General features: G+C 72.3%; 19 protein-coding genes. 5 read left to right on the forward strand and 14 right to left on the reverse strand.

Features of this window, described 5'->3' with window-relative positions:
- Positions 1-11: 11 nt before the first annotated feature.
- The 8 genes from QJ852_18675 to ileS all read right to left on the reverse strand — a co-directional run bounded on the left by QJ852_18675 (position 12) and on the right by ileS (position 9,124).
- On the reverse strand, positions 12-1,592 hold the full coding sequence (locus QJ852_18675) for a leucyl aminopeptidase family protein (protein ID WGX95174.1): 1,581 nt from the start codon (positions 1,590-1,592) through the stop codon (positions 12-14).
- Positions 1,579-1,746: a DUF3117 domain-containing protein gene (locus QJ852_18680; GenBank protein ID WGX95175.1), complete on the reverse strand. Its 168-nt coding sequence runs from the start codon at positions 1,744-1,746 to the stop codon at positions 1,579-1,581. The genes QJ852_18675 and QJ852_18680 overlap by 14 nt, the downstream gene beginning before the upstream one ends.
- Before the next feature lie 106 nt (positions 1,747-1,852).
- On the reverse strand, positions 1,853-2,533 hold the full coding sequence (locus tag QJ852_18685; GenBank protein WGX95176.1) for a DUF6278 family protein: 681 nt from the start codon (positions 2,531-2,533) through the stop codon (positions 1,853-1,855).
- A gap of 11 nt (positions 2,534-2,544) precedes the next feature.
- A complete protein-coding gene (locus tag QJ852_18690; protein ID WGX95177.1) occupies positions 2,545-3,273 on the reverse strand; it encodes a TIGR00730 family Rossman fold protein in 729 nt (242 codons plus the stop codon).
- Positions 3,270-4,373: a succinyl-diaminopimelate desuccinylase gene (gene dapE / locus QJ852_18695; protein WGX95178.1), complete on the reverse strand. Its 1,104-nt coding sequence runs from the start codon at positions 4,371-4,373 to the stop codon at positions 3,270-3,272. The genes QJ852_18690 and dapE overlap by 4 nt, the downstream gene beginning before the upstream one ends.
- Positions 4,374-4,416: 43 nt before the next feature.
- Positions 4,417-5,145 carry a GAF and ANTAR domain-containing protein gene (locus tag QJ852_18700; protein ID WGX95179.1) on the reverse strand — a complete coding sequence of 243 codons (729 nt, stop codon included), beginning with the start codon at positions 5,143-5,145 and terminating at the stop codon, positions 4,417-4,419.
- A gap of 237 nt (positions 5,146-5,382) precedes the next feature.
- Entirely contained in the window at positions 5,383-5,796 is a 414-nt protein-coding gene (locus tag QJ852_18705; protein WGX95180.1) for a PaaI family thioesterase, read from the reverse strand.
- A 76-nt stretch (positions 5,797-5,872) separates the two neighbouring features.
- Complete coding sequence (ileS, locus tag QJ852_18710) at positions 5,873-9,124, reverse strand: isoleucine--tRNA ligase (protein WGX95181.1); 3,252 nt, start codon at positions 9,122-9,124, stop codon at positions 5,873-5,875.
- 284 nt (positions 9,125-9,408) lie between these two features.
- Between ileS and QJ852_18715 the strand changes: the two genes are divergently transcribed.
- From QJ852_18715 to QJ852_18730, 4 genes are read left to right on the forward strand one after another with little or no spacing between them, the layout of a single operon-like run.
- A complete protein-coding gene (locus QJ852_18715; protein WGX95182.1) occupies positions 9,409-9,891 on the forward strand; it encodes a DinB family protein in 483 nt (160 codons plus the stop codon).
- 14 nt (positions 9,892-9,905) lie between these two features.
- Positions 9,906-10,703 carry a thioesterase family protein gene (locus QJ852_18720; GenBank protein WGX95183.1) on the forward strand — a complete coding sequence of 266 codons (798 nt, stop codon included), beginning with the start codon at positions 9,906-9,908 and terminating at the stop codon, positions 10,701-10,703.
- Between the two features lie 11 nt (positions 10,704-10,714).
- Complete coding sequence (dapD, locus tag QJ852_18725) at positions 10,715-11,653, forward strand: 2,3,4,5-tetrahydropyridine-2,6-dicarboxylate N-succinyltransferase (protein WGX95184.1); 939 nt, start codon at positions 10,715-10,717, stop codon at positions 11,651-11,653.
- Between the two features lie 37 nt (positions 11,654-11,690).
- A complete protein-coding gene (locus tag QJ852_18730) occupies positions 11,691-12,650 on the forward strand; it encodes a hypothetical protein (protein WGX95185.1) in 960 nt (319 codons plus the stop codon).
- A gap of 94 nt (positions 12,651-12,744) precedes the next feature.
- Here QJ852_18730 and QJ852_18735 read toward each other — a convergent pair whose 3' ends face one another.
- The 4 genes from QJ852_18735 to QJ852_18750 all read right to left on the reverse strand — a co-directional run bounded on the left by QJ852_18735 (position 12,745) and on the right by QJ852_18750 (position 16,501).
- Positions 12,745-14,064, reverse strand: a complete 1,320-nt coding sequence (locus QJ852_18735; protein WGX95186.1) for a hypothetical protein — start codon at positions 14,062-14,064, stop codon at positions 12,745-12,747.
- Between the two features lie 119 nt (positions 14,065-14,183).
- Entirely contained in the window at positions 14,184-14,885 is a 702-nt protein-coding gene (locus tag QJ852_18740) for a response regulator transcription factor (GenBank protein WGX95187.1), read from the reverse strand.
- Between the two features lie 151 nt (positions 14,886-15,036).
- Positions 15,037-16,164 carry a succinyldiaminopimelate transaminase gene (gene dapC, locus QJ852_18745; GenBank protein ID WGX95188.1) on the reverse strand — a complete coding sequence of 376 codons (1,128 nt, stop codon included), beginning with the start codon at positions 16,162-16,164 and terminating at the stop codon, positions 15,037-15,039.
- Between the two features lie 10 nt (positions 16,165-16,174).
- Positions 16,175-16,501: a ferredoxin family protein gene (locus QJ852_18750; protein WGX95189.1), complete on the reverse strand. Its 327-nt coding sequence runs from the start codon at positions 16,499-16,501 to the stop codon at positions 16,175-16,177.
- A gap of 137 nt (positions 16,502-16,638) precedes the next feature.
- On the opposite strand from QJ852_18750, the gene QJ852_18755 reads away from it, so the two are divergent.
- A complete protein-coding gene (locus QJ852_18755; GenBank protein ID WGX95190.1) occupies positions 16,639-17,559 on the forward strand; it encodes a GNAT family N-acetyltransferase in 921 nt (306 codons plus the stop codon).
- Here the strand turns inward: QJ852_18755 and QJ852_18760 are convergent.
- Positions 17,508-18,017 carry a GNAT family N-acetyltransferase gene (locus tag QJ852_18760; GenBank protein ID WGX95191.1) on the reverse strand — a complete coding sequence of 170 codons (510 nt, stop codon included), beginning with the start codon at positions 18,015-18,017 and terminating at the stop codon, positions 17,508-17,510. The two genes, QJ852_18755 and QJ852_18760, sit on opposite strands and share 52 nt — an antisense overlap.
- Positions 18,010-19,401, reverse strand: coding sequence for a cystathionine beta-synthase (locus tag QJ852_18765; GenBank protein ID WGX95192.1), 1,392 nt, complete (start codon positions 19,399-19,401; stop codon positions 18,010-18,012). The genes QJ852_18760 and QJ852_18765 overlap by 8 nt, the downstream gene beginning before the upstream one ends.
- Between the last annotated feature and the right edge of the window lie 14 nt (positions 19,402-19,415).

Here is a 19,415-nt window from a genome sequence, read left to right on the forward strand (position 1 = left end):
GTACGACGATGTCAGGAGCGGATGCCGGCCAGCGGGTCGGCCGAACCGAGCCACGACAGCAGCAGGCGGGAGCCGAAGCCCGAGGGGCCGACGGTCCACTCGTGCCACTCCTTCTCGACGTCGCCGACCGACGCGATGTCGAGATGCGCCCACGCGACGTCGCCCACGAACGGCTGCAGGAAGAGCGCGGCCGTGATCGCCCCGGCACCGCCGGGATCGTTGGCCGCGTCGGCGACCTTCGAGGCGAGCTTGTCCTCGTAGCCGCGGTAGAGCGGGAAACGCCACAGCGGCTCCCCCGCCCGCGCGCCGGCGGTGTCGAGCGCGGCGGCGAGGGCGTCGTCGTTGGCGAACAGTCCACCGATCTGCTGGCCGAGGGCGACCTTGACGGCTCCCGTCAGGGTGGCGATGTCGACCACGACCGCGGGGTCGAGCTCGGCCGTGGCGTACGCGAGGGCGTCGGCGAGGACCAGGCGGCCCTCGGCGTCGGTGTTGCCGACCTCGGTGGTGCGGCCGCCGTGGTGCCGGATCACATCGCCGGGACGCAGCGCGCTGCCGGAGATGGCGTTCTCGGCGGCGGCGACGAGTCCGACCACACGGACCGGGCAGTCGACGTCGGCGAGTGCCGCCATGGTCGCCAGGACGACGGCACCGCCGGTCATGTCGCGCTTCATCGAGCCCATCGACGCGGCGGGCTTGATGGACAGACCGCCCGAGTCGAACGTGATGCCCTTGCCGACGAGCACGACGACGGGCAGCTTCTTGGCCGCGCGGGCCGACACTCCGGTCGGGGTGTAGTCGAGACGGATCAGGCGGGGCGGGGTCGCGGAGGCGGCGCCGACGGCGAGGATGCCGCCGAAGCCGTCGCGGTCGAGGTCGCCCTCGTCCCAGACCCGGACGCCGAGCCCGCTCGCGGTGGCGATCTCCTCGGCCTGCGTGGCCAGCCAGGCGGGGTTCTTCAGGTTGGAGGGGACGGTCGCGAGCAGGCGGGAGCGCCAGCCGGCGCCGCCGAGCGCGACCGCGCGCTCCAGCGCGGACCGGTCGGTGGCCGCGCCGGCCAGCACCACGCGACGCACGGGCTGATGCTCGGGGCCGGTGGAGCGCCAGTGGAAGACGAACGAGCCGAGCATGGCGCCGGCCACGAACGCCTCGAGCGCCACCGGGTCGTCGGGCGAGGCATCCTCGGCGACGGCGGGGATCGAGGTGGCGACGGCCGCGCGGTCACGGGCGGCCCGCGCCAGGGCGGCACCGGCGCGACGCAGGTCGATCGGCCGCCCGGCGCCGACGCCGACGAGCAGCACGACGCGCAGCGCGGGGTTGGCCGGGGTGCCATCGGGCACGGGCACGACCGCGACCTCGGCGCTCGCACCGGTGAGGCCGTGCACCTCGGCGATGCCGACCAGGTCGAGGCCGAGCTCCTCGGCCAGCTCAGCGGCCCCCGGGCCGAGCAGCACCCCGCCGTCGTCCCCCGGCAGGACCGGCAGCGCGACGACGTCGACGCCCTTGATGGCGCCGGGGGGCAGCTCGCTGGCAGCGAACTCAGGGGGTGAGACCTGGCCCGGGAGGACCGGGCGCCGTGGGTCAGCCGATGACATTCTTGAGCGCGTCGCCGAGCGCGGCAGCCTCCTCGGCATTGAGCTCGACCACAAGTCGGCCACCACCTTCGAGCGGGACGCGCATCACGATGCCGCGACCCTCCTTGGTGACCTCGAGCGGACCGTCGCCGGTCCGAGGCTTCATCGCCGCCATGCGGGACCCCTCTTCCACTACCTCTGCGATCCGCCGGACGCCCTGTGCATCCGACTGTGCGCCAGATCATTATCCCTCATGCCGCACAGCAGGCGCAGGCGGACTGTCAGCGGGTCCCTTCCTCGGCCGCCAGCGCGGCCTCGACGAACGCGATGACGCTGTCGCCCTCGTCACCGTCGTAGCGCTCCATCGCCCGGCCGATCGGGTTCGCGAATCGTCCCGAGGGCATCTCGACCACGGGGGTGCCGTCGTAGGCCAGGTGCTGCGACCAGCGGGCGCCGGGGACGGCGCGGACCAGGACCTCCCCGAGGTAGCTGCCCGCCGCCCACACGTCGGCGTCCTCCGTGGCCGGGCCGCGCCCGTCGCGGCGCGACCACTGGTCGAGGGAGGACTCCACCTGGTCGACACTCTCGGTGGAGAAGTCGAGGATGTCGCTGCCGGCCGGGTGGCCGCCGGCCCAGCTCTCGGCGAGCACACGCACCAGGACCGCGGGCGCCGGCCCACCCCCCGCTCCCGGTACGCCGGGAGCGCGGTCGCCCTCCAGCTCGCGGGCCAGCCGGGCGAGCAGCTCGTCGACCTCGCCCATCCGATAGCCGCGCAGGGCGAGCGAGAAGCGCACCCGGCGCAGATCGTCGGCCCCGAGGGCACGAGTCGCAGGGACGAGCGCGTCCGGCCGGTCGTCGTACGCCGGCGCCATCGGCTCTCCCCGCCCCGCCGCGAGCAGGGCGACACCGCCCATCGCGAGCACGATGAGGACGGCGAACACCCACATCATCGGGTGGGACATCGACAGGGGCCTCAGCCGTGCCGCTCGCGGGCCGCGACCATCAGCGCCACGGCCTCGTCGACGTCGTCGGTCAGAGTCAGCATGTCGAGGTCGGACTGCTTGATCCGGGCGTCCTCGAGCATCGAGCCCTGCATCCAGTCGATCAGGCCCTGCCAGTGCTCCACGCCCATCAGCACGATCGGGAACTGGGTGATCTTGAGGGTCTGGGCCAGCGTCATCGCCTCGAAGAGCTCGTCGAGCGTGCCGAGGCCACCGGGCAGCACGACGTAGCCCTGGCTGTACTTGACGAACATCATCTTGCGGACGAAGAAGTAGCGGAAGTTGAGCCCGAAGCCGACGTAGTCGTTGAGCTTGGCCTCCCAGGGCAGCTCGATGCCGAGGCCGATGCTCTCGCCGCCGGCCTCCATCGCACCCCGGTTGGCCGCCTCCATGGCACCTGGCCCGCCGCCGGTGATGACCGCGAAACCGGCCTCCGCCAGCGCCGCGCCCACCCGCACGCCGATGTCGTACGCCGGGTGCGTCTCCGCGATCCGGGCCGACCCGAACACCGAGATCGCCGGCCCGACCTCCGCGAGATCGTTGAAGCCCTCCACGAACTCGGCCTGGATCTTCAGCACCCGCCAGGTGTCGGTGTGCACCCAGCCGCCGTCGCCGCGGCTGTCGAGGAGGCGCTGGTCGGTCGTGGATCCCTCCGGGCGCCCCTTGCTCGGTCGCGGCCCGGGTCCGTTGCGCCTGGTCATGCCTGCTCCTCCTCGGTGTGGCCGCGGGTGTCGGTCAGCCACGCCCGCAGCTGTCGTTCGCACCTCTCGATCTGCGCGACCTCGACGTGCTCGTCCTGCTTGTGCGCCAGCATCGGGTCGCCCGGGCCGTAGTTGACCGCGGGCACGCCGAGGACCGTGAACCGGGCGACATCGGTCCAGCCGAACTTCGGGGCGACCTGGCCGCCGACGGCCTCGATGAACGCCCTCGCGGCGGGTCGCTCGAGACCGGGCAGCGCGCCGGGGGCGGTGTCGGTCAGCGTGATCTCGAAGCCGGCGAAGAACTCCTCGACGAACGCCAGCGCCTCCGCCTCCGAGCGGTCCGGCGCGAAGCGGTGGTTGACGGTCACGACGCACTCGTCGGGGATCACGTTGCCGGCGACGCCGCCGCGGATCCCGACCGCGTTCAGGCCCTCGTGGTACTCCAGGCCGTCGATGACCGGGCGCCGGGCCTGGTAGTCGTCGAGCCGCGCGAGGATCTCGGCGGCGCCGTGGATCGCGTTGACCCCGCGCCAGCTGCGCGCCGAGTGGGCGCGCTCGCCCGTCGTCCGCACCTCGACCCGCAGGGTGCCCTGGCAGCCCGCCTCGACCCCGGCGTTGGACGGCTCCATCAAGATGGCGAAGTCGGCCACGAGCAGCTCGGGGTCGGACTCCCCCAGCAGGCGCAGGCCGTTGTGGGCGGACTCGATCTCCTCGGCCTCGTAGAGCACGTAGGTGACGTCGTGCACCGGCTCGGTCAGCGTCGCCGCGAGCTTGAGGATGACGGCGTCGCCGCCCTTCATGTCGCAGGTGCCGAGGCCGTGCAGGATGCCCGCCGCCTCGTCGTACCGGCTCGGGAGGTTGTCGTTGACCGGCACCGTGTCGAGGTGCCCGGCGATCACGACGCGGGCCGGGCGGCCGAGAGCGGTGCGGGCCACGACCGTGTGGCCGCGGCGGGTCACGCTGAGGTGCGGCAGCTCCCGGAGGGCGGTCTCGACGGCGTCCGCGATCGCCTGCTCGTCACGGCTCACCGACTCGATGTCGACCAGCTGGCGGGTCAGGGTCACGACATCGGCGGCAAGGTCGAGCTGCGGAGCGGGCACGGGTGACAGTCAACCAGCCCCGTGTTCGCCCCGGCGGCACGGCTCACCAGGGCGAGTTGTGGTAGTCGACGATCGTGCGCGCCACCGCCGACACCTTCTGGTTGAGGTCGCGGCTCGTCTCGCGAAGGATCTCCCACGCCCGGGTCTCGTCCACCTTGTGGAAGGCCATGAGCAGACCGATGGCCTTGCCGATCTCCCGGTTGCTGTGCAGGCCCTCGCGCAGCGTGGCCGCCTGTTCGCGGTGGTGCTCGGCGGCCACGGCCAGGGAGGCGAACGGGGCGAGCACCATGGCCCGGTCGGCGGAGGCCGCGTCGAGGCGCCCCGGGATGTCGCTCCACAGGTTCAATGCGCCGATCTTCTGTTGGTCCACGACGATCCGCACCCCGGCCGCCCCGCGCACCGGCGTCCGGTCGAGGACGAACCGGCTGAGTCGGGGCCACGCGGAGCCGACGGCGAGATCGGGATCGAGGTACATCCCCTCGTCGATGATCGCGTCGACGCACGGCCCCTCGCGCAGCCGGATCTCGGCCTGGTCGATGGCCCGGGCCACCGCGTCGGTGGCCGCGACGGTGACGAACGTGTCGCCCCTGCGCATCATCAGGCTGGCGTGGTCGGCTCCGGGAACGAGCCTCGTCGCGGCGAGGACGACCGCCTGGTAGACGTCTTCGTTCGAGGAGCCGGCGTAGGCCAGCGCGGCGATCGCGCCGAACACCTGCACCAGCTCGTCACCCGGCTGGTCGGAGCCGGGCGACTCCCCGTCGGACTGGCTCACCGTGCCCCCTTCGCGGACCCGGCGGGATGTTCCCTCCCGGCGCATTCACACTCTAGTGGTGTGGCTCGGAAATGGCTTGCCCGTAGGCGTGTTCCGAGTGCGTGCATCGCAAGGCGGCGCGACGGCATACCGAATTGTCTTCCGAGCGTCGCCAACGCGGCGAGGTGCGTGCTCGGGACGCGCGGACGGGTGAGCCATTTCCGAGATGCACCACTGGCCCGGCGCCGGCGTCCGCGTTCAGTGGAAGATGCGGCTGGTCACCTGGGCCATCGCGACGACCCGCTCCTCGGTGTCGCGCACGACGACCTGGCTGTGCGTGGTCGACCGGGTACGCCGCAGCACGCTCGCCGTCGCGCGCAGGTCACCGGACGCGGCGCTGACGTAGGAGACGTCCAACTGGGTGGTGGCCCCGCCGGTGGCACCGTCCGCGTCGCCGAGCCCGGACGCGGAGGCCGCGGCACCGGCGACGTCGACGAGGGTGGCGACGACGCCGCCGTGCAGGACGCCGGGGACGGTGGTGAGGTCGTCGCGGAACGGCAGCGCGAGGACGACCTCCTCGGCGCGGGCGGAGACGACCTCGATCCCGATCGTGCGGGCGACCGGCGAGCCGGCCAGGACATCGTCGATCCAGGTACGGGCGATGGGGTGCATCCGCCCATCCTCGGCGGCGGAGCGCCGGCCGGCCATGACCTCGCGGGTCATGGCCGGCCGTCGTCGCGGCGCCGGGTCAGGCGAGCCCGACCGCGATCGCCGCCTTGTCGCCGTCGCCGACCGCGACCTCGGTGGCGTCGACCGGCGTCTCCTCGGTCACGGTGTACGACGTCGCGAGGGTCTCCCCCGCGATCAGCGCCTCGTGGGCGCGGGCCGCCGCCAGCACCGCGGCCGGACCGGCGATGGTGAGCTCGATCCGGTCGGTGACCTGGAAGTCGGCGTCGCGGCGCGCCTGCTGCACGGCGCGGACCAGGTCGCGGGCCAGGCCCTCCTCGGCGAGCTCGGGGGTGACGACCGTGTCGAGCACGACGAAGCCGCCGGAGGGCAGCATGCCGGTGGCGACGCCCTCGGTGGCGGCGCCGACGACCGTCTCGAGCGCGTACTCGCCCTCGACCAGCGGCAGCCCACCGGCCACGACGGAGCCGTCGGCGGCCACCGACCAGTCGCCGGACTTGGCGCCCCTGATCGCGAGCTGCACCTCCTTGCCCAGCCGCGGACCGGCGGCGCGGGCGTTGACGGTGAGCTTCTGCTCGACGCCGTAGCCGGCGGCCTCGTCGGAGCCGGCGGCGACCAGACGCACCGACTTCACGTTGAGCTCGTCGGCGACGATCGCGGCGAACGGCTCCAGCGCGGCCGGGTCGTCGACCACGACGGTGAGCCCGGCGAGTGGCAGCCGGTTGCGGAGCCGGGCGGCCTTGCGCAGCGCCGAGGTCGTGGAGCAGACCTCGCGCACCTCGTCCATGGCGCCGACGAGCCGGTCGTCGGCGGGCAGCGTGGAGACGTCGGGCCAGTCGGCCAGATGCACCGAACGGCCGCCGGTCAGGCCCCGCCAGATCTCCTCGGTGGTCAGCGGCAGCAGCGGCGCGACGACGCGGCACACGACGTCGAGGACGGCGGCCAGGGTCTCGAACGCCTCCGGCTTGCCCTCCCAGAACCGCTCCCGGGAGCGGCGGACGTACCAGTTGGTGAGCACGTCGAGGAAGGAGCGCGTGGTCTCACAGGCGTCAGCGATGGCGTAGGCATCCATCTCGGCGGTGAGCTTCTCGACGTACTGGCGCGTCTTGGCCAGCAGGTAGCGGTCGAGCGGGTCCGTGGAGCCCAGCGACTCCGCGCGGCCGACCGTGGCCTCGTAGTTCTCGGCGTTGGCGTAGAGCGCGAAGAAGTACCAGGTGTTCCACAGCGGGATCATCACCTGGCGCACGGCATCGCGGATGCCCTGCTCGGTGACGACCAGGTTGCCGCCGCGCAGGATCGGCGAGGCCATCAGGAACCAGCGCATCGCGTCGGCGCCGTCGCGGTCGAAGACCTCGGAGACGTCGGGGTAGTTGCGCAGCGACTTCGACATCTTGTTGCCGTCGGAGCCGAGCACGATGCCGTGGCTGATGCACGACGAGAACGCCGGCTTGTCGAAGAGCGCGGTGGCCAGGATGTGCAGCGTGTAGAACCAGCCGCGGGTCTGGCCGATGTACTCGACGATGAAGTCGGCCGGGAAGTGCTGCTCGAACCACTCGGCGTTCTCGAACGGGTAGTGCACCTGGCCGAACGACATCGAGCCGGAGTCGAACCACACGTCGAGCACGTCGCTCACCCGCCGCATCGTCGACCGGCCAGTCGGGTCGTCGGGGTTGGGCCGGGTGAGCTCGTCGACCCACGGGCGGTGCAGGTCGGGCTGGCCCTGCGCGTTGAGCGGCAGTCGGCCGAAGTCGCGCTCGATCTCCGCGAAGGAGCCGTAGACGTCGATGCGCGGGTAGGCCTCGTCGTCGGACTTCCAGACCGGCACGGGCGAGCCCCAGAACCGGTTGCGGGTGATCGACCAGTCGCGGGCGTTGTCGACCCACTTGCCGAACTGGCCGTCCTTGATGTGCTCGGGGACCCAGCGGATCTCCTGGTTGAGCTCGGCCATCCGCTGCTTGATCGCCGTCACCTCGACGAACCAGCTGCTCACGCCCTTGTAGATCAGCGGCTCGCGGCAGCGCCAGCAGTGCGGGTAGGAGTGGTCGTAGGTCTCGCGCCGGAACAGCACGGTGCCCGGCGTGACCGCGCCGGTGCGCGCCTTGAGGTCGTCGATGATGTGCGGGTTGGCGTCGAAGACCAGCATCCCGGCGTACTCGGTGACGGGATGCGTGAACCGGCCGTCCTTGCCGACCGGCATGACCGGCTCGATGCCCTCGCGGTCGGTGACCTCCTTGTCGACCTCGCCGAACGCTCCGGCGCTGTGCACCAGGCCGGAGCCGTCGGTGGTGGTGACGGCCTCGTCGGCGGCGACGACGCGGAAGGCGTTCTCGTGCTCTGCGTAGTAGGAGAACGGCGGGGCGTAGGTCAGGCCCAACAGGTCCGCACCCGTGCCGCGCCAGGTCACGGCGGGCTCGTCGCCGAGCTCGCGGGCGTACGCCGCCAGGCGGGCCTCGGCCAGCACGAACCGCTCGCCGTCGTGCTCGACGACGACATAGTCGATCTCGGAGCCGACCATCACCGCGAGGTTGCTGGGCAGCGTCCACGGCGTGGTGGTCCAGATCAGCAGCTTGGCGCCCACGAGGTCACCGGTCCGCTCGTTGGCGCCGGTGATCTCGAAGCCCACGGTGACCGCCGGGTCCTGGCGCATCTGGTAGACGTCGTCGTCCATCCGCAGCTCGTGGTTGGACAGCGGTGTCTCGTCGTTCCAGCAGTAGGGCAGCACCCGGAAGCCCTCGTAGACCAGGCCCTTGTCGAACAGGCCCTTGAAGGCCCACAGCACCGACTCCATGAACTCGGGGTTCATCGTCCGGTAGTCGTTGTCGAAGTCCACCCAGCGCGCCTGACGGGTGACGTAGTCGCGCCACTCGCCGGTGTACTTGAGCACCGACTCCCGGCACGCGTCGTTGAACTTGTCGATGCCCATCTCGACGATCTCGTCGGTGGTCTTGATGCCGTTGAGCCGCATCGCCTCCAGCTCGGCCGGCAGACCGTGGGTGTCCCAGCCGAAGCGGCGCTCGACGCGCTTGCCGCGCATCGTCTGGTAGCGCGGCACGATGTCCTTGACGTACCCGGTCAGCAGGTGGCCGTAGTGCGGGAGGCCGTTGGCGAACGGCGGACCGTCGTAGAAGACGAACTCGTTCTCGCCGTTCGCGCCAGGGTCGCGCTGCTCGACCGAGGCGCGGAAGGTGTCGTCCTCGGCCCAGTAGGCGAGAACCCCCTCCTCGATGCGCGGGAAGCGCGGCGAGGACGGGACGGCTCGGTGCTCGGCGGCAGGGCCGGCGGCGGGGTCGGTGGTGACCTTGGGGTAGGTCATGGTGGCGGTCTCCTGCGGTGCGTCCGGTGGTTGAGCTTGTCGAAACCACGAGGACGACGTCTGCCGCGGTACCACCTCGCTTGCCGTCTCGCCGACTGCTCGGGACGACCGCTCGTTGTCGGCTGTGACGGGCCTGCCCGCCGGGTTCTAGTGGCCCCTGCTGGCTGCTGGTGGCTTTCTTCCCGGAGCTCGCCGCTGATGACGGCTCGAACGCTGTGCCCCCAGCCTACGGCGGTGGGCGGCCGGAGCGGAAACCGGATTGCGCCGCGTCCTACCGTGGGCCCATGACCGGCGAGCTGGCGAACTACCGCGACTACCTCTCCCAGTACCGCGCGACCCTCGAGCGCAAGTGCGCGGGCCTGACACCCGCGCAGCTCGCCACCCGGTCGGTCCCGCCGAGCTGGCTGAGCCTGCTGGGCCTGGTCCGGCACCTGGCCCGGGTCGAGCACTTCTGGTTCCAGCGTGCGCTCGTGGAGGTCGAGGGCGAGCGCATCTACGACGACGGCGACGCCGGCTTCGCGATCGTGGAGCCGACCGAGGACGCGGTCGCGGAGGCCTGGGCGGCGTGGCGCGAGCAGGTCGCGCTCGCCGACGCCTGGCTGGACGGGCTCGGTGACGAGGATCTCGGCCGGACGGTCACCTTCCGCCAGGGCACCGAGACGTCCAGCGTGCGCGACATCCTCGTCCACATGATCGAGGAGTACGCGCGCCACTGCGGGCATGCCGACCTGCTGCGGGAGTGCCTCGACGGTGTCACCGGGGAGTGAGCGAGGATGATCCGGTGAGCTACCTCCTCGACGACGCGGTCACCGCGGAGCCCCTGGGCGACGGCCGGTACCGGGTCCAGGTCACCGCCGACTGGAACACCGCGAACCAGACACCCAACGGCGGCTACGTCCTCGCCCTGCTCCAGCACGCCGTGCTCCAGGACTCGGCGCACCCGGACGCGCTGAGCATCTCGATCACCTACTTCCGGCCCGCCCTGCCCGGTCCGGCCGACATCCAGGTGCGGGAGGTCCGCAAGGGCCGCCGGGTGTCGACGTACGACGCGGTGCTGGTGCAGGACGCCAAGGAGATCGCGCACGCCGTGGTCAGTACCCACGACTGGGACGCCACCGGCGCGGTCGAGCACACGCCGCACGCGGCGCCCGACGTGCCGCGCCCCGAGGACTGCGCCGACGTGAGCGCCCTGATCCCGGAGGGGATGATGGCGATCCTCGACCGGTACCGCTACCGCGCCCCGGTCGTCCCGGGCTGGTTCCACGGCGAGCCGTCCGGGGCGAGCGAGGCGGTCTGCTGGATCCGGACCGCGGACGAGCGTCCGGTCGACGCCCTCCTCGCCGGCGCCATGGTCGACGCCTTCCCGCCCGCCACCGCCGAGCTCGGTCACCTCGCCTCGGCCACGATCCAGCTCACCGTCCATTACCGCCGGCGGCCGACCGGCACCGTCTGGGCGCTGGGTCACGTCACGGCCCGCCACGTCATCGCCGGCTACCACGACGAGGACGTCGAGCTGTGGGACGAGCAGGGCCGGCTGATCGCGCAGAGCCGGCAGCTGGCGATCATCGCCGAGGGCTAGGATCTGCTCACGTGACTGCTGCCTGGGGCTTCGGCCTGACGACCTATGCCGCCGACCGGACCGTTCTGGACACCTGGTTCCCCGCCCCCGCGCTGGGCGAGCGGCCCGCCGACGCGCAGGCTCCCGCCGAGCTGGTCGCGCTCGAGGGCACCGACGAGGCGCGCGGCGTCACCCGCGAGGTCTCCCTGGTCGAGATCCCCGACCTGGCCGCGGCGCCGGCCGACACCGTCGAGGTGTGGCTGCGCCTGCACCTGCTGTCGACGCGGCTCGTCCAGCCGCACGGACAGAGCCTCGACGGCATCTTCGGACTGCTGACCAATGTCGTGTGGACCTCGGCCGGACCGTGCGCCGTCGAGGGCTTCGAGCTCACCCGCGCGCGACTGCAGGCCGCGGGCCAGCACGTCACCGTGTACGGCGTCGACAAGTTCCCGCGCCTGGTCGACTACGTGATCCCGGCCGGTGTCCGCATCGCCGACGCCGACCGGGTCCGCCTCGGCGCGCACCTCGCCGCGGGCACCACCGTCATGCACGAGGGCTTCGTGAACTTCAACGCCGGCACGCTCGGCACCTCGATGGTCGAGGGCCGGATCTCGGCGGGCGTCGTCGTGGGCGACGGCTCCGACATCGGCGGCGGCGCCTCGATCATGGGCACCCTCTCCGGTGGCGGCAAGCAGGTCATCGCCGTAGGGCAGCGCTGCCTGCTGGGCGCCAACGCCGGCATCGGCATCTCGCTGGGCGACGACTGCGTGGTCGAAGCCGGTTGCTATGTCACCGCCGGCACCAAGGTCACCGTCCTCGAGCCCGGCAAGGACGCCCGGGTCGTGAAGGCGGCTGAGCTCTCGGGGGCCAGCAACGTGCTGTACCGCCGCAACTCGGTGTCCGGCGCGATCGAGGCCGTCCCGTGGCAGGGCGAGGGCATCGCCCTCAACGCCGCGCTGCACGCCAACTGAGCGAGCGGGTCACCAGCCCCCACGCACACTGGGTGCCGTGAAGAACCCTGCCTGGGCGGTCGTCATCGGCCTGGCGGTCCTGGCGACCGTCGCCGCTGTCGGCATCGGCGCGCTCCGGGCGACCGACCGGCTGACCGGTGGGCCCGACGGCGACTGCACCGTCACTGTCGGGGACCACACCGTCGAGGTCAGCGGCGAGCAGGCCGAGAACGCGGCCCTGATCGCCGCGATCGCCGTACGCCGCGGGCTGCCTGCGCGGGCGACCTCGATCGCCCTCGCCACGGCGTACCAGGAGTCGAAGCTGGTCAACATCGACTACGGCGACCGCGACTCGCTGGGCCTCTTCCAGCAGCGGCCGTCCCAGGGCTGGGGCACGCCCGCCCAGGTGCTCGACCCGGTCTACGCCACGAATGCCTTCTTCGACGCGCTGGTCCGGATCGAGGGCTACGAGACGATGGAGATCACCGTCGCGGCGCAGGCCGTGCAGCGCTCGGCCTTCCCGAACGCGTACGCCGACCACGAGGCCGACGGCCGCGCCCTGGCCTCCGCGCTGACCGGCTACTCCCCCGCCACCTTCAGCTGCGACCTCGCCGGCGGCGCCCCCGAGACCGACGTCGAGCTGGTCGCCAGCGGCCTCACCCCGCGGGCCGACGCGGTCCGCACCGAGCTGCTCACCCGGTTCGGCCGGCTGCAGCTCGGCGGCTTCGAGCCGGAGGGGGTGTCCACCGGACACATGGAGGGCTCCGCCCACTACGACGGACGGGCCATCGACGTGTTCGTCCGGCCGATCAGCAAGCCGAACCGGACCAAGGGCTGGGCGATGGCGCACTGGGCCGTCGCCAACGCCGCACGCCTCGGCGTCCGCACCGTGATCTTCGACGACCGGATCTGGACCGCGGGCCGCGAAGGCTGGCGCGACTATGACCCGCCCGACCGACCCGGCGACCGGAAGATCCTCGAGCACCGCGACCACGTGCACATCGACGTGTTCCGCTGACCGCTCGGCGCGGGTTGTCCCTCCGATGCCGGCGACCTCGACCATCTCTTGTCGGTCCTCGGACGGACCGCGACGATCAGCCGCGTGTAGCCGGCTACCGCCGCGGCTTGATCTTGACGGCCTTCGAGACGAGCACGAGGTCGTCGTGCCCCGGCACCGAGATCGTGATGACCACCTGGAGCCGCTTGCGGCGGTCCTTCTTCACCGCCTTGTGCGCCGGGGTGGCACCGGCGATCGGCTTGCCCTTCCGCAGCCACTGGTAGGAGACCCGGGCGTCCGGTGCCCCCAGCGCGGCGCGCACCTTGGCGGCGGTCCAGCGGGTGCGGATCCTCTTGCCCAGGGTGGTCCGGCCCTTGCCCTTCACCTCGACCGTTCCGCCGGCCCACACCGGCGCGGCAGCACGCTGCACCCGGCCCGCCACGACGACGGCGACCCCGTCCGCGTGCGCGGCGCGCCGCGCCGTGACCCGGACGGACAGGAGGGTGCCGACCTCGGCCAGGCCGGGGACGAAGCTCCGGTCGGTCGCGCCGGGGATCGGCGTGCCGTCCCGCAGCCACTGGATGCTCACGCTGTCGGGCGTCGGCGACCAACTGCCGGGGTCCAGCACCGTCGCCGTGCCGAACACCGCCGGCGTAGCGCCCACGGCCGGCGGGGTGGTCGGCACCGGAGCGGCTGCCGCCGCGACCGTACCCGGCGTGACCCTGGTCAACGACGTGGGCTCGTGCCCGGCCAGGACGGGAGTGACGTACAGCTGGATCCGCTTGCCCAGGTCGGCCCCGGTCAGCTGGTAGGTCTGCGCCGTGCCGCGGACGGCGCTGTCCCCGTCCCATCGCCAGCTGTACCCGAACGAGGTGGGCGTCGGCGACCAGGTGCCCGGCTGGGCGGTGAGCGTCGCCCCCACCACGAGGCTGCCCTGGATGGTCGGCACCGCCGTGGTCGTCGGCCGGTCACCGAGGCTCGTCGCCGTCCCCGGCGCCGAGTACTCCGACTTGGTGCAGGCGGTGTCGGTGCCGTACGCGACGGCCATGAGCCGGATCGGCTTGCCGAGATCGGCCGCCTTGAGCGTGTAGCTGACCGTGCGCGAGGACGGCGTGGCGTACGACGTCCCCGGCGTGACCGGAGCCGTCCCGGCGTACCACCAGACCTTGAGCGTCTTGGCAGCGGTGTTCCAGGTTCCCGTCGTCGCGGTGACCGTCCGTCCCACCCGATAGGTGTTCCCGGGTGCCAGGGCGGGGTCGGTGGTCGCGACAATGGTCGGGCACGACGGCCCGCCCGGACCGGGCAGCTCCGGCTCCTCGCAGTCGAGGCACACCGCGGCCCCGGCGGAGGGAGTCGCCAGCAAGCCGGTGGCGAGACCGAGTGTCACGGTGGTGACGACGACGATGAATGAGCGCAGCAGTCGGCGCAGACCCATGGAACAGCTCCTCGAGAAGGGGAACGCCCGCAACAGCCGGTCGGGCCGGCGGACGATGGAGAGAGCAGCCTAGGAACCGTCGCGGGGGCGTCGCGTCGTCCTGCGGGTGACGACCAGGGTCAACCTTCGGATGACATGCCCGGCGTCGCCAGGTGGTGGAGGCCGGCCCGGTGGGCCAGGACCACGGCCTGCACCCGGTCGCGCACGCCGAGCTTGGCCAGCATCCGGGTCACATAGGTCTTGACGGTGGTCTCGCTCAGGAACAGCAGGTCCGCGATCTCGGCGTTCGAGAGCCCGTCGCACATCGCCCGCAGCACCTCCCGCTCGCGGATGCTCAGCTCGTCGAACGGGGCCGGCGGGCGCCCGGCCGCGGCGCTCAGCGCGCGCTGCGGCTCCAGGGCACGGTAGGCCCGCACCAGCCGGTCGGTCACCGACGACGCGAACACGGCTCGTCCGGCCGCGGCGTCGCGGACGGCGGCGGTCAGCTCGGCCGGACTGGCGGTCTTGAGCAGGAAGCCGGAGGCGCCCGCACGCAGCGCGCGGTCGACGTGCTCGTCGAGGTCGTAGAGGGTCAGCATCACCACGCCGGCCCGGCCACCGTCGTCCTGGTACCGGGTCAGGCCCTCCAGCCCGTCGGACCCCGGCATCTGGACGTCCATCAGCACGACGTCGGCGTCGTGGGCCAGCGCGAGCCGCGCGGCCGTGACGCCGTCCTCGGCCTCGGCGACCACCTCGATGTCGTCGTCGGCCTCGAGGATCGCGCGGACACCGCTGCGCACCAGGGCCTGGTCATCGGCGAGGACGACCTTGATCCGACTCATCTCACTGCTCCCGGCTCGCACGTGCCCGCGGCACCGGCTGGCACCCGCATGACCACATCGACGTATTCGTTGAGTTTCCCCAACCTCACCGTTGAGTTTCCTCGAACTCAACGGTGAGTCTCGGGCAACTCAACGGTGAGTTCGAGTCAACTCAACGGGTTGGGGCGAGCCGTTCCGCCGCGGCGGCGATCCGCTCGTCGGTCGCGGTGAGTGCGATCCGGACGTGGTGGGAGCCGGCGGCGCCGTAGAACGCGCCCGGCGCGACCAGGATCCCCCGGGCCGCGAGATCGGCGACCAGCTGCCAGCAGTCCGGGCCGCCATCGTCGGCAGTGCCCCGGGTGGTCCACAGGTAGAGCGACGCCTCGGAGTGCTCGATCGTGTAGCCGGCGGCCTCCAGCGCCGTCCGGAGCACCGTACGACGGGCGCGGTAGCGCTCGTGCTGCTCCTTGACGTGCGCCTCGTCGCCGAGCACGGCGGCCATGGCGTGCTGCTGCGGCGCGGGCATCATCAGCCCCAGGTTCTTGCGGACCGCGAGCAACTCGGCGATGACGTCGCGGTCGCCGGCCACGAACGCGCAGCGGTAGCCCGCGAGGTTGGAGCGCTTGGAGAGTGAGTGGACCACGAGGATGCCCTCGGCCGATCCCCCGGAGATGTCGGGATGCAGGACGGAGTACGCCTCGCCCTCCCAGACGCAGTCGAGATAGCACTCGTCGGAGACGAGCAGGACCCCGCGCTCGCGGCACCAGTCGACGACCTTCTTGAGGTGCTCCTTGGGGAGCACCCGGCCGGACGGGTTCGACGGCGAGTTGACCCAGAGCAGCTTCGGCGTCTCGGGGCCGAAGGTGGTCAGTGCGTCGGTGGCGACGGCGCGGGCGCCGACCAGCGCCGCGCCCACCTCGTAGGTCGGGTAGGCCAGCGCCGGGTAGCCGATCAGGTCACCGGGCCCGAGGCCGAGGTAGGTCGGCAGCGAGGCGATGAACTCCTTGGAGCCGATCAGGGGCAGCACCTGGTCGAGACCGAGGCCGGTCACGCCATGGGTGCCGGCCAGCCAGTCGACGACCGCCTGCCGGACCTCGGGAGTGCCGATCGTCACCGGGTAGCCCGGCGCGTCGGCCGCCCGGGTCAGCGCGGCGCGCGCGACCTGCGGCGTCGGGTCGACCGGCGTCCCGATCGAGAGATCGACGATCCCGCCGGCGTGCGCACGGGCCTGCTCGGCGTACTGGGGCAGCTTGTCCCAGGGGAAGTCGGGCAGCCGGCCCGAGACGGCACCCAACGTCACCAAGGCGGGCTCAGTGATCCTGGTTCTGCGGCTCGAGCGCAGCGATGAACTCGGCGTCCTTGTCGATCTCGCCCATCTTGGCGGCACCGCCGGGCGAGCCGAGGTCGTCGAAGAACTTCACGTTGGCGTCGTAGTAGTCCTTCCACTCCTCCGGGACGTCGTCCTCGTAGAAGATCGCCTCGACCGGGCAGACCGGCTCGCAGGCACCGCAGTCGACGCACTCGTCGGGGTGGATGTAGAGCATCCGCTTGCCCTCGTAGATGCAGTCGACCGGACACTCATCGACGCACGCACGGTCCTTAACATCGACGCACGGCTGCGAGATGATGTAGGTCATCTGTTCCTCCTGGACCAGGACTAGCGGCAAAAGTCAGACACGAATGTGTTTCGTATCGGGGCCAGCCTAGTATCCCCGGCGTGCCCGACGCGCGCAGACCCCCGGATTCTGGACGCCATCTCCTCGGACCCCACGTCGTGGGCCAGCGGATCGTCGTCCGCCGGGTGCTGCGCGGGCGGACCGGACCGAGCGGCGGGCCGGCCTTCACCGACGTCCTCGGGACCTGCCTGGCGTGGGACGCCGACAGCTGCCTGGTCGAGCGGGCCGACGGCGAGAAGGTCCGGATCGCGCTGGCCGACGTCGTCTCCGGTAAGCCGGTGCCACCGCGCGCGCCGGCGCGGATGCGGGTGAGCTCCCGCGACGCCGAGGCCCACACCGCGGCGCTCTGGCCGGGCGTCGAGACCGCGCCGCTGGGCGCCTGGGTGTTGCGCAGCGAGACCCGGCCGTCTGGCCGGCTGCTCAAGCGCGCGAACTCCTGCCTGGCGATGGGCGATCCCGACCGTCCGGTCCCGGAGGCGCTCGCCACCGTCGCCGCCTTCTACGCCGAGCGTGGCCGCGACCCGCTGGTCCAGGTCGAGACCGGCTCGGAGGTCGAGGCGGCCGTGGCCGCCGCGGGGTGGGCGCCGCTGGGCGTGGGCGACGCCGAGCTGTGGCTCGCCTCCGTGTCGCGGGTACGCCGGGCGCTGCCACCGTCCGCGACGGCACCGGCCACGCCGGTCGAGCTCTCCGTCACCGGCTCGCGCGCGGTCGTCAGCGCCGGCAGCGGGTGCGACCCCGTGGCCGAGGGGCACGCGGCGGTCGACGGCGACTGGGTCGGCCTGCACGGCGTCACGGTGGACCCGTCGTACCGTCGGCGCGGGCTGGGCGCCGCTGTCGTCGCGCGGCTGCTGGGCTGGGCGGCCGAGCAGGGCGCGCTGACCGCGTGGCTGCACGTCGAGGCCGAGAACCCCGGCGGGCAGGCGTTCTGGGAGCGGTTGGGCTTCGCGGCCCACCACAGCTGCCGCTACTACGTGCCGGGGGCGCCGAGCTCCGCGAGCGCCGGGCCGGTCAGCCGGTAGGTCGTCCACTCCTGCATCGGCCGGGCACCGAGGGCCTCGTAGAACTCGATCGACGGCGTGTTCCAGTCGAGCACGGCCCACTCGACGCGGCGGTACCCGCGGTCGACGGCGATCCGGGCGAGCGCGGTCAGCAGCGCCTTGCCCAGACCGCCCCCGCGCGCGGCCGGCTCGACGTACAGGTCCTCGAGGTAGATGCCCGGCACGCCGGTCCAGGTGGAGTAGGTGCGGAACCACAGCGCCATGCCGACGACGGCCCCCTCCGCGGAATCGGCCACCAGGACCCGGGCGACCGCGTCGTCACCGAACACCCAGCGGTGGAGGTCGGCCTCGGTCGTCACGACGGCGTCGGGCTCGCGCTCGTACTCGGCGAGCGCCCGGATCAGCCGGAGGACGTCGGGGACGTCCGCCGGCGTCGCGGCGCGGACCCCGGCCGGCAGGCCGGGCCCGGCCTCAGCCACGGGCGAGGAAGTTGAGCAGGTCGTGCCGGGTCAGCACGCCGACCGGCTTGCCGTCCTCGTGCACCAGCACCGCGTCGGCCGACTCCAGCAGGGGTACGGCGGCGGTGGCGTCCTCGGTCGAGCCGATGGTCGGCAGGGCCGGCGACATGTGCAGCTCGACCGAGTCGGTCAGCTTGGCCTTGCCGGTGAACAGCGCGTCGAGCAGCGCTCGCTCGGAGACCGAGCCGGCGACCTCGGCCGCCACGATCGGCGGCTCCGCACGCACGACGGGCATCTGCGAGACGCCGTACTCCTGGAGGATCTGGACCGCCTCGGCGATCGTCTCGTTGGGGTGGGTGTGCACGAGAGCGGGCATGCCGACCGACTTGCTCCGCAGCACCTCACCGACGGTCTGGGCCGGCCGCGGCTGTCCGGTGCTGAAGCCGTACTGGGCCAGCCAGTCGTCGTTGAAGACCTTGCTGAGGTAGCCGCGGCCCGAGTCGGGCAGCAGCACGACGATGACGGCGTCGTTCCTCCCCTCGGCGGCGAGCTCCTGGGCGAGCTGGCGCGCGGCGAAGGCGGCCATGCCGGACGAGCCGCCGACGAGCATCTGCTCCTCGCGGGCGAGGCGGCGGGTGAAGGCGAAGGAGTCGGCGTCGGAGACCTCGATGATCCGGTCGGCCACGCCGCGGTCGTAGGTCTCGGGCCAGAAATCCTCACCCACGCCCTCGACGAGATAGGGGCGGCCGGTGCCGCCGGAGTAGACCGAGCCGGCCGGGTCGGCCCCGACGACCTGCACGTCACCGTTCTGCTCCTTGAGGTAGCGACCGATGCCGGAGATCGTGCCGCCGGTGCCGACGCCCGCGACGAAGTGCGTGATCCGACCCTCGGTCTGGCGCCACAGCTCGGGACCGGTCTCCTCGTAGTGGGAGCGCGGGTTGTGCGGGTTGGAGTACTGGTCGGGCTTCCAGGCTCCCGGCTGGTTGGCGAGCCGGTCGGACACGTTGTAGTAGGAGTCGGGGTGCTCGGGCGGGACCGCCGTCGGGCAGACGACCACCTCGGCGCCGTACGCCTTGAGCACGTTGCGCTTGTCCTCGCTGACCTTGTCGGGGCACACGAAGATGCAGTGGTAGCCCTTCTGCTGGGCCACCATCGCCAGCCCGACGCCGGTGTTGCCGGACGTCGGCTCGACGATCGTGCCGCCGGGCTGGAGCGCACCGGACGCCTCCGCGGCCTCGATCATGCGGGTGGCGATCCGGTCCTTCACGGAACCGCCGGGGTTGAGGTACTCGACCTTGGCCAGCACCAGCGGTCCGCCGTCGCCGTCGGGAAGGTCGAGGGAACGGTTGAGCCGGACCAGCGGGGTGTTGCCGATCAGCTGCAGCAGGGACTCCACGTACTCCATGGCCCCACCGTATC

It is taken from the genome of Nocardioides sp. L-11A (genome assembly GCA_029961745.1).
In the GTDB taxonomy this organism is placed as follows: domain Bacteria; phylum Actinomycetota; class Actinomycetes; order Propionibacteriales; family Nocardioidaceae; genus Nocardioides.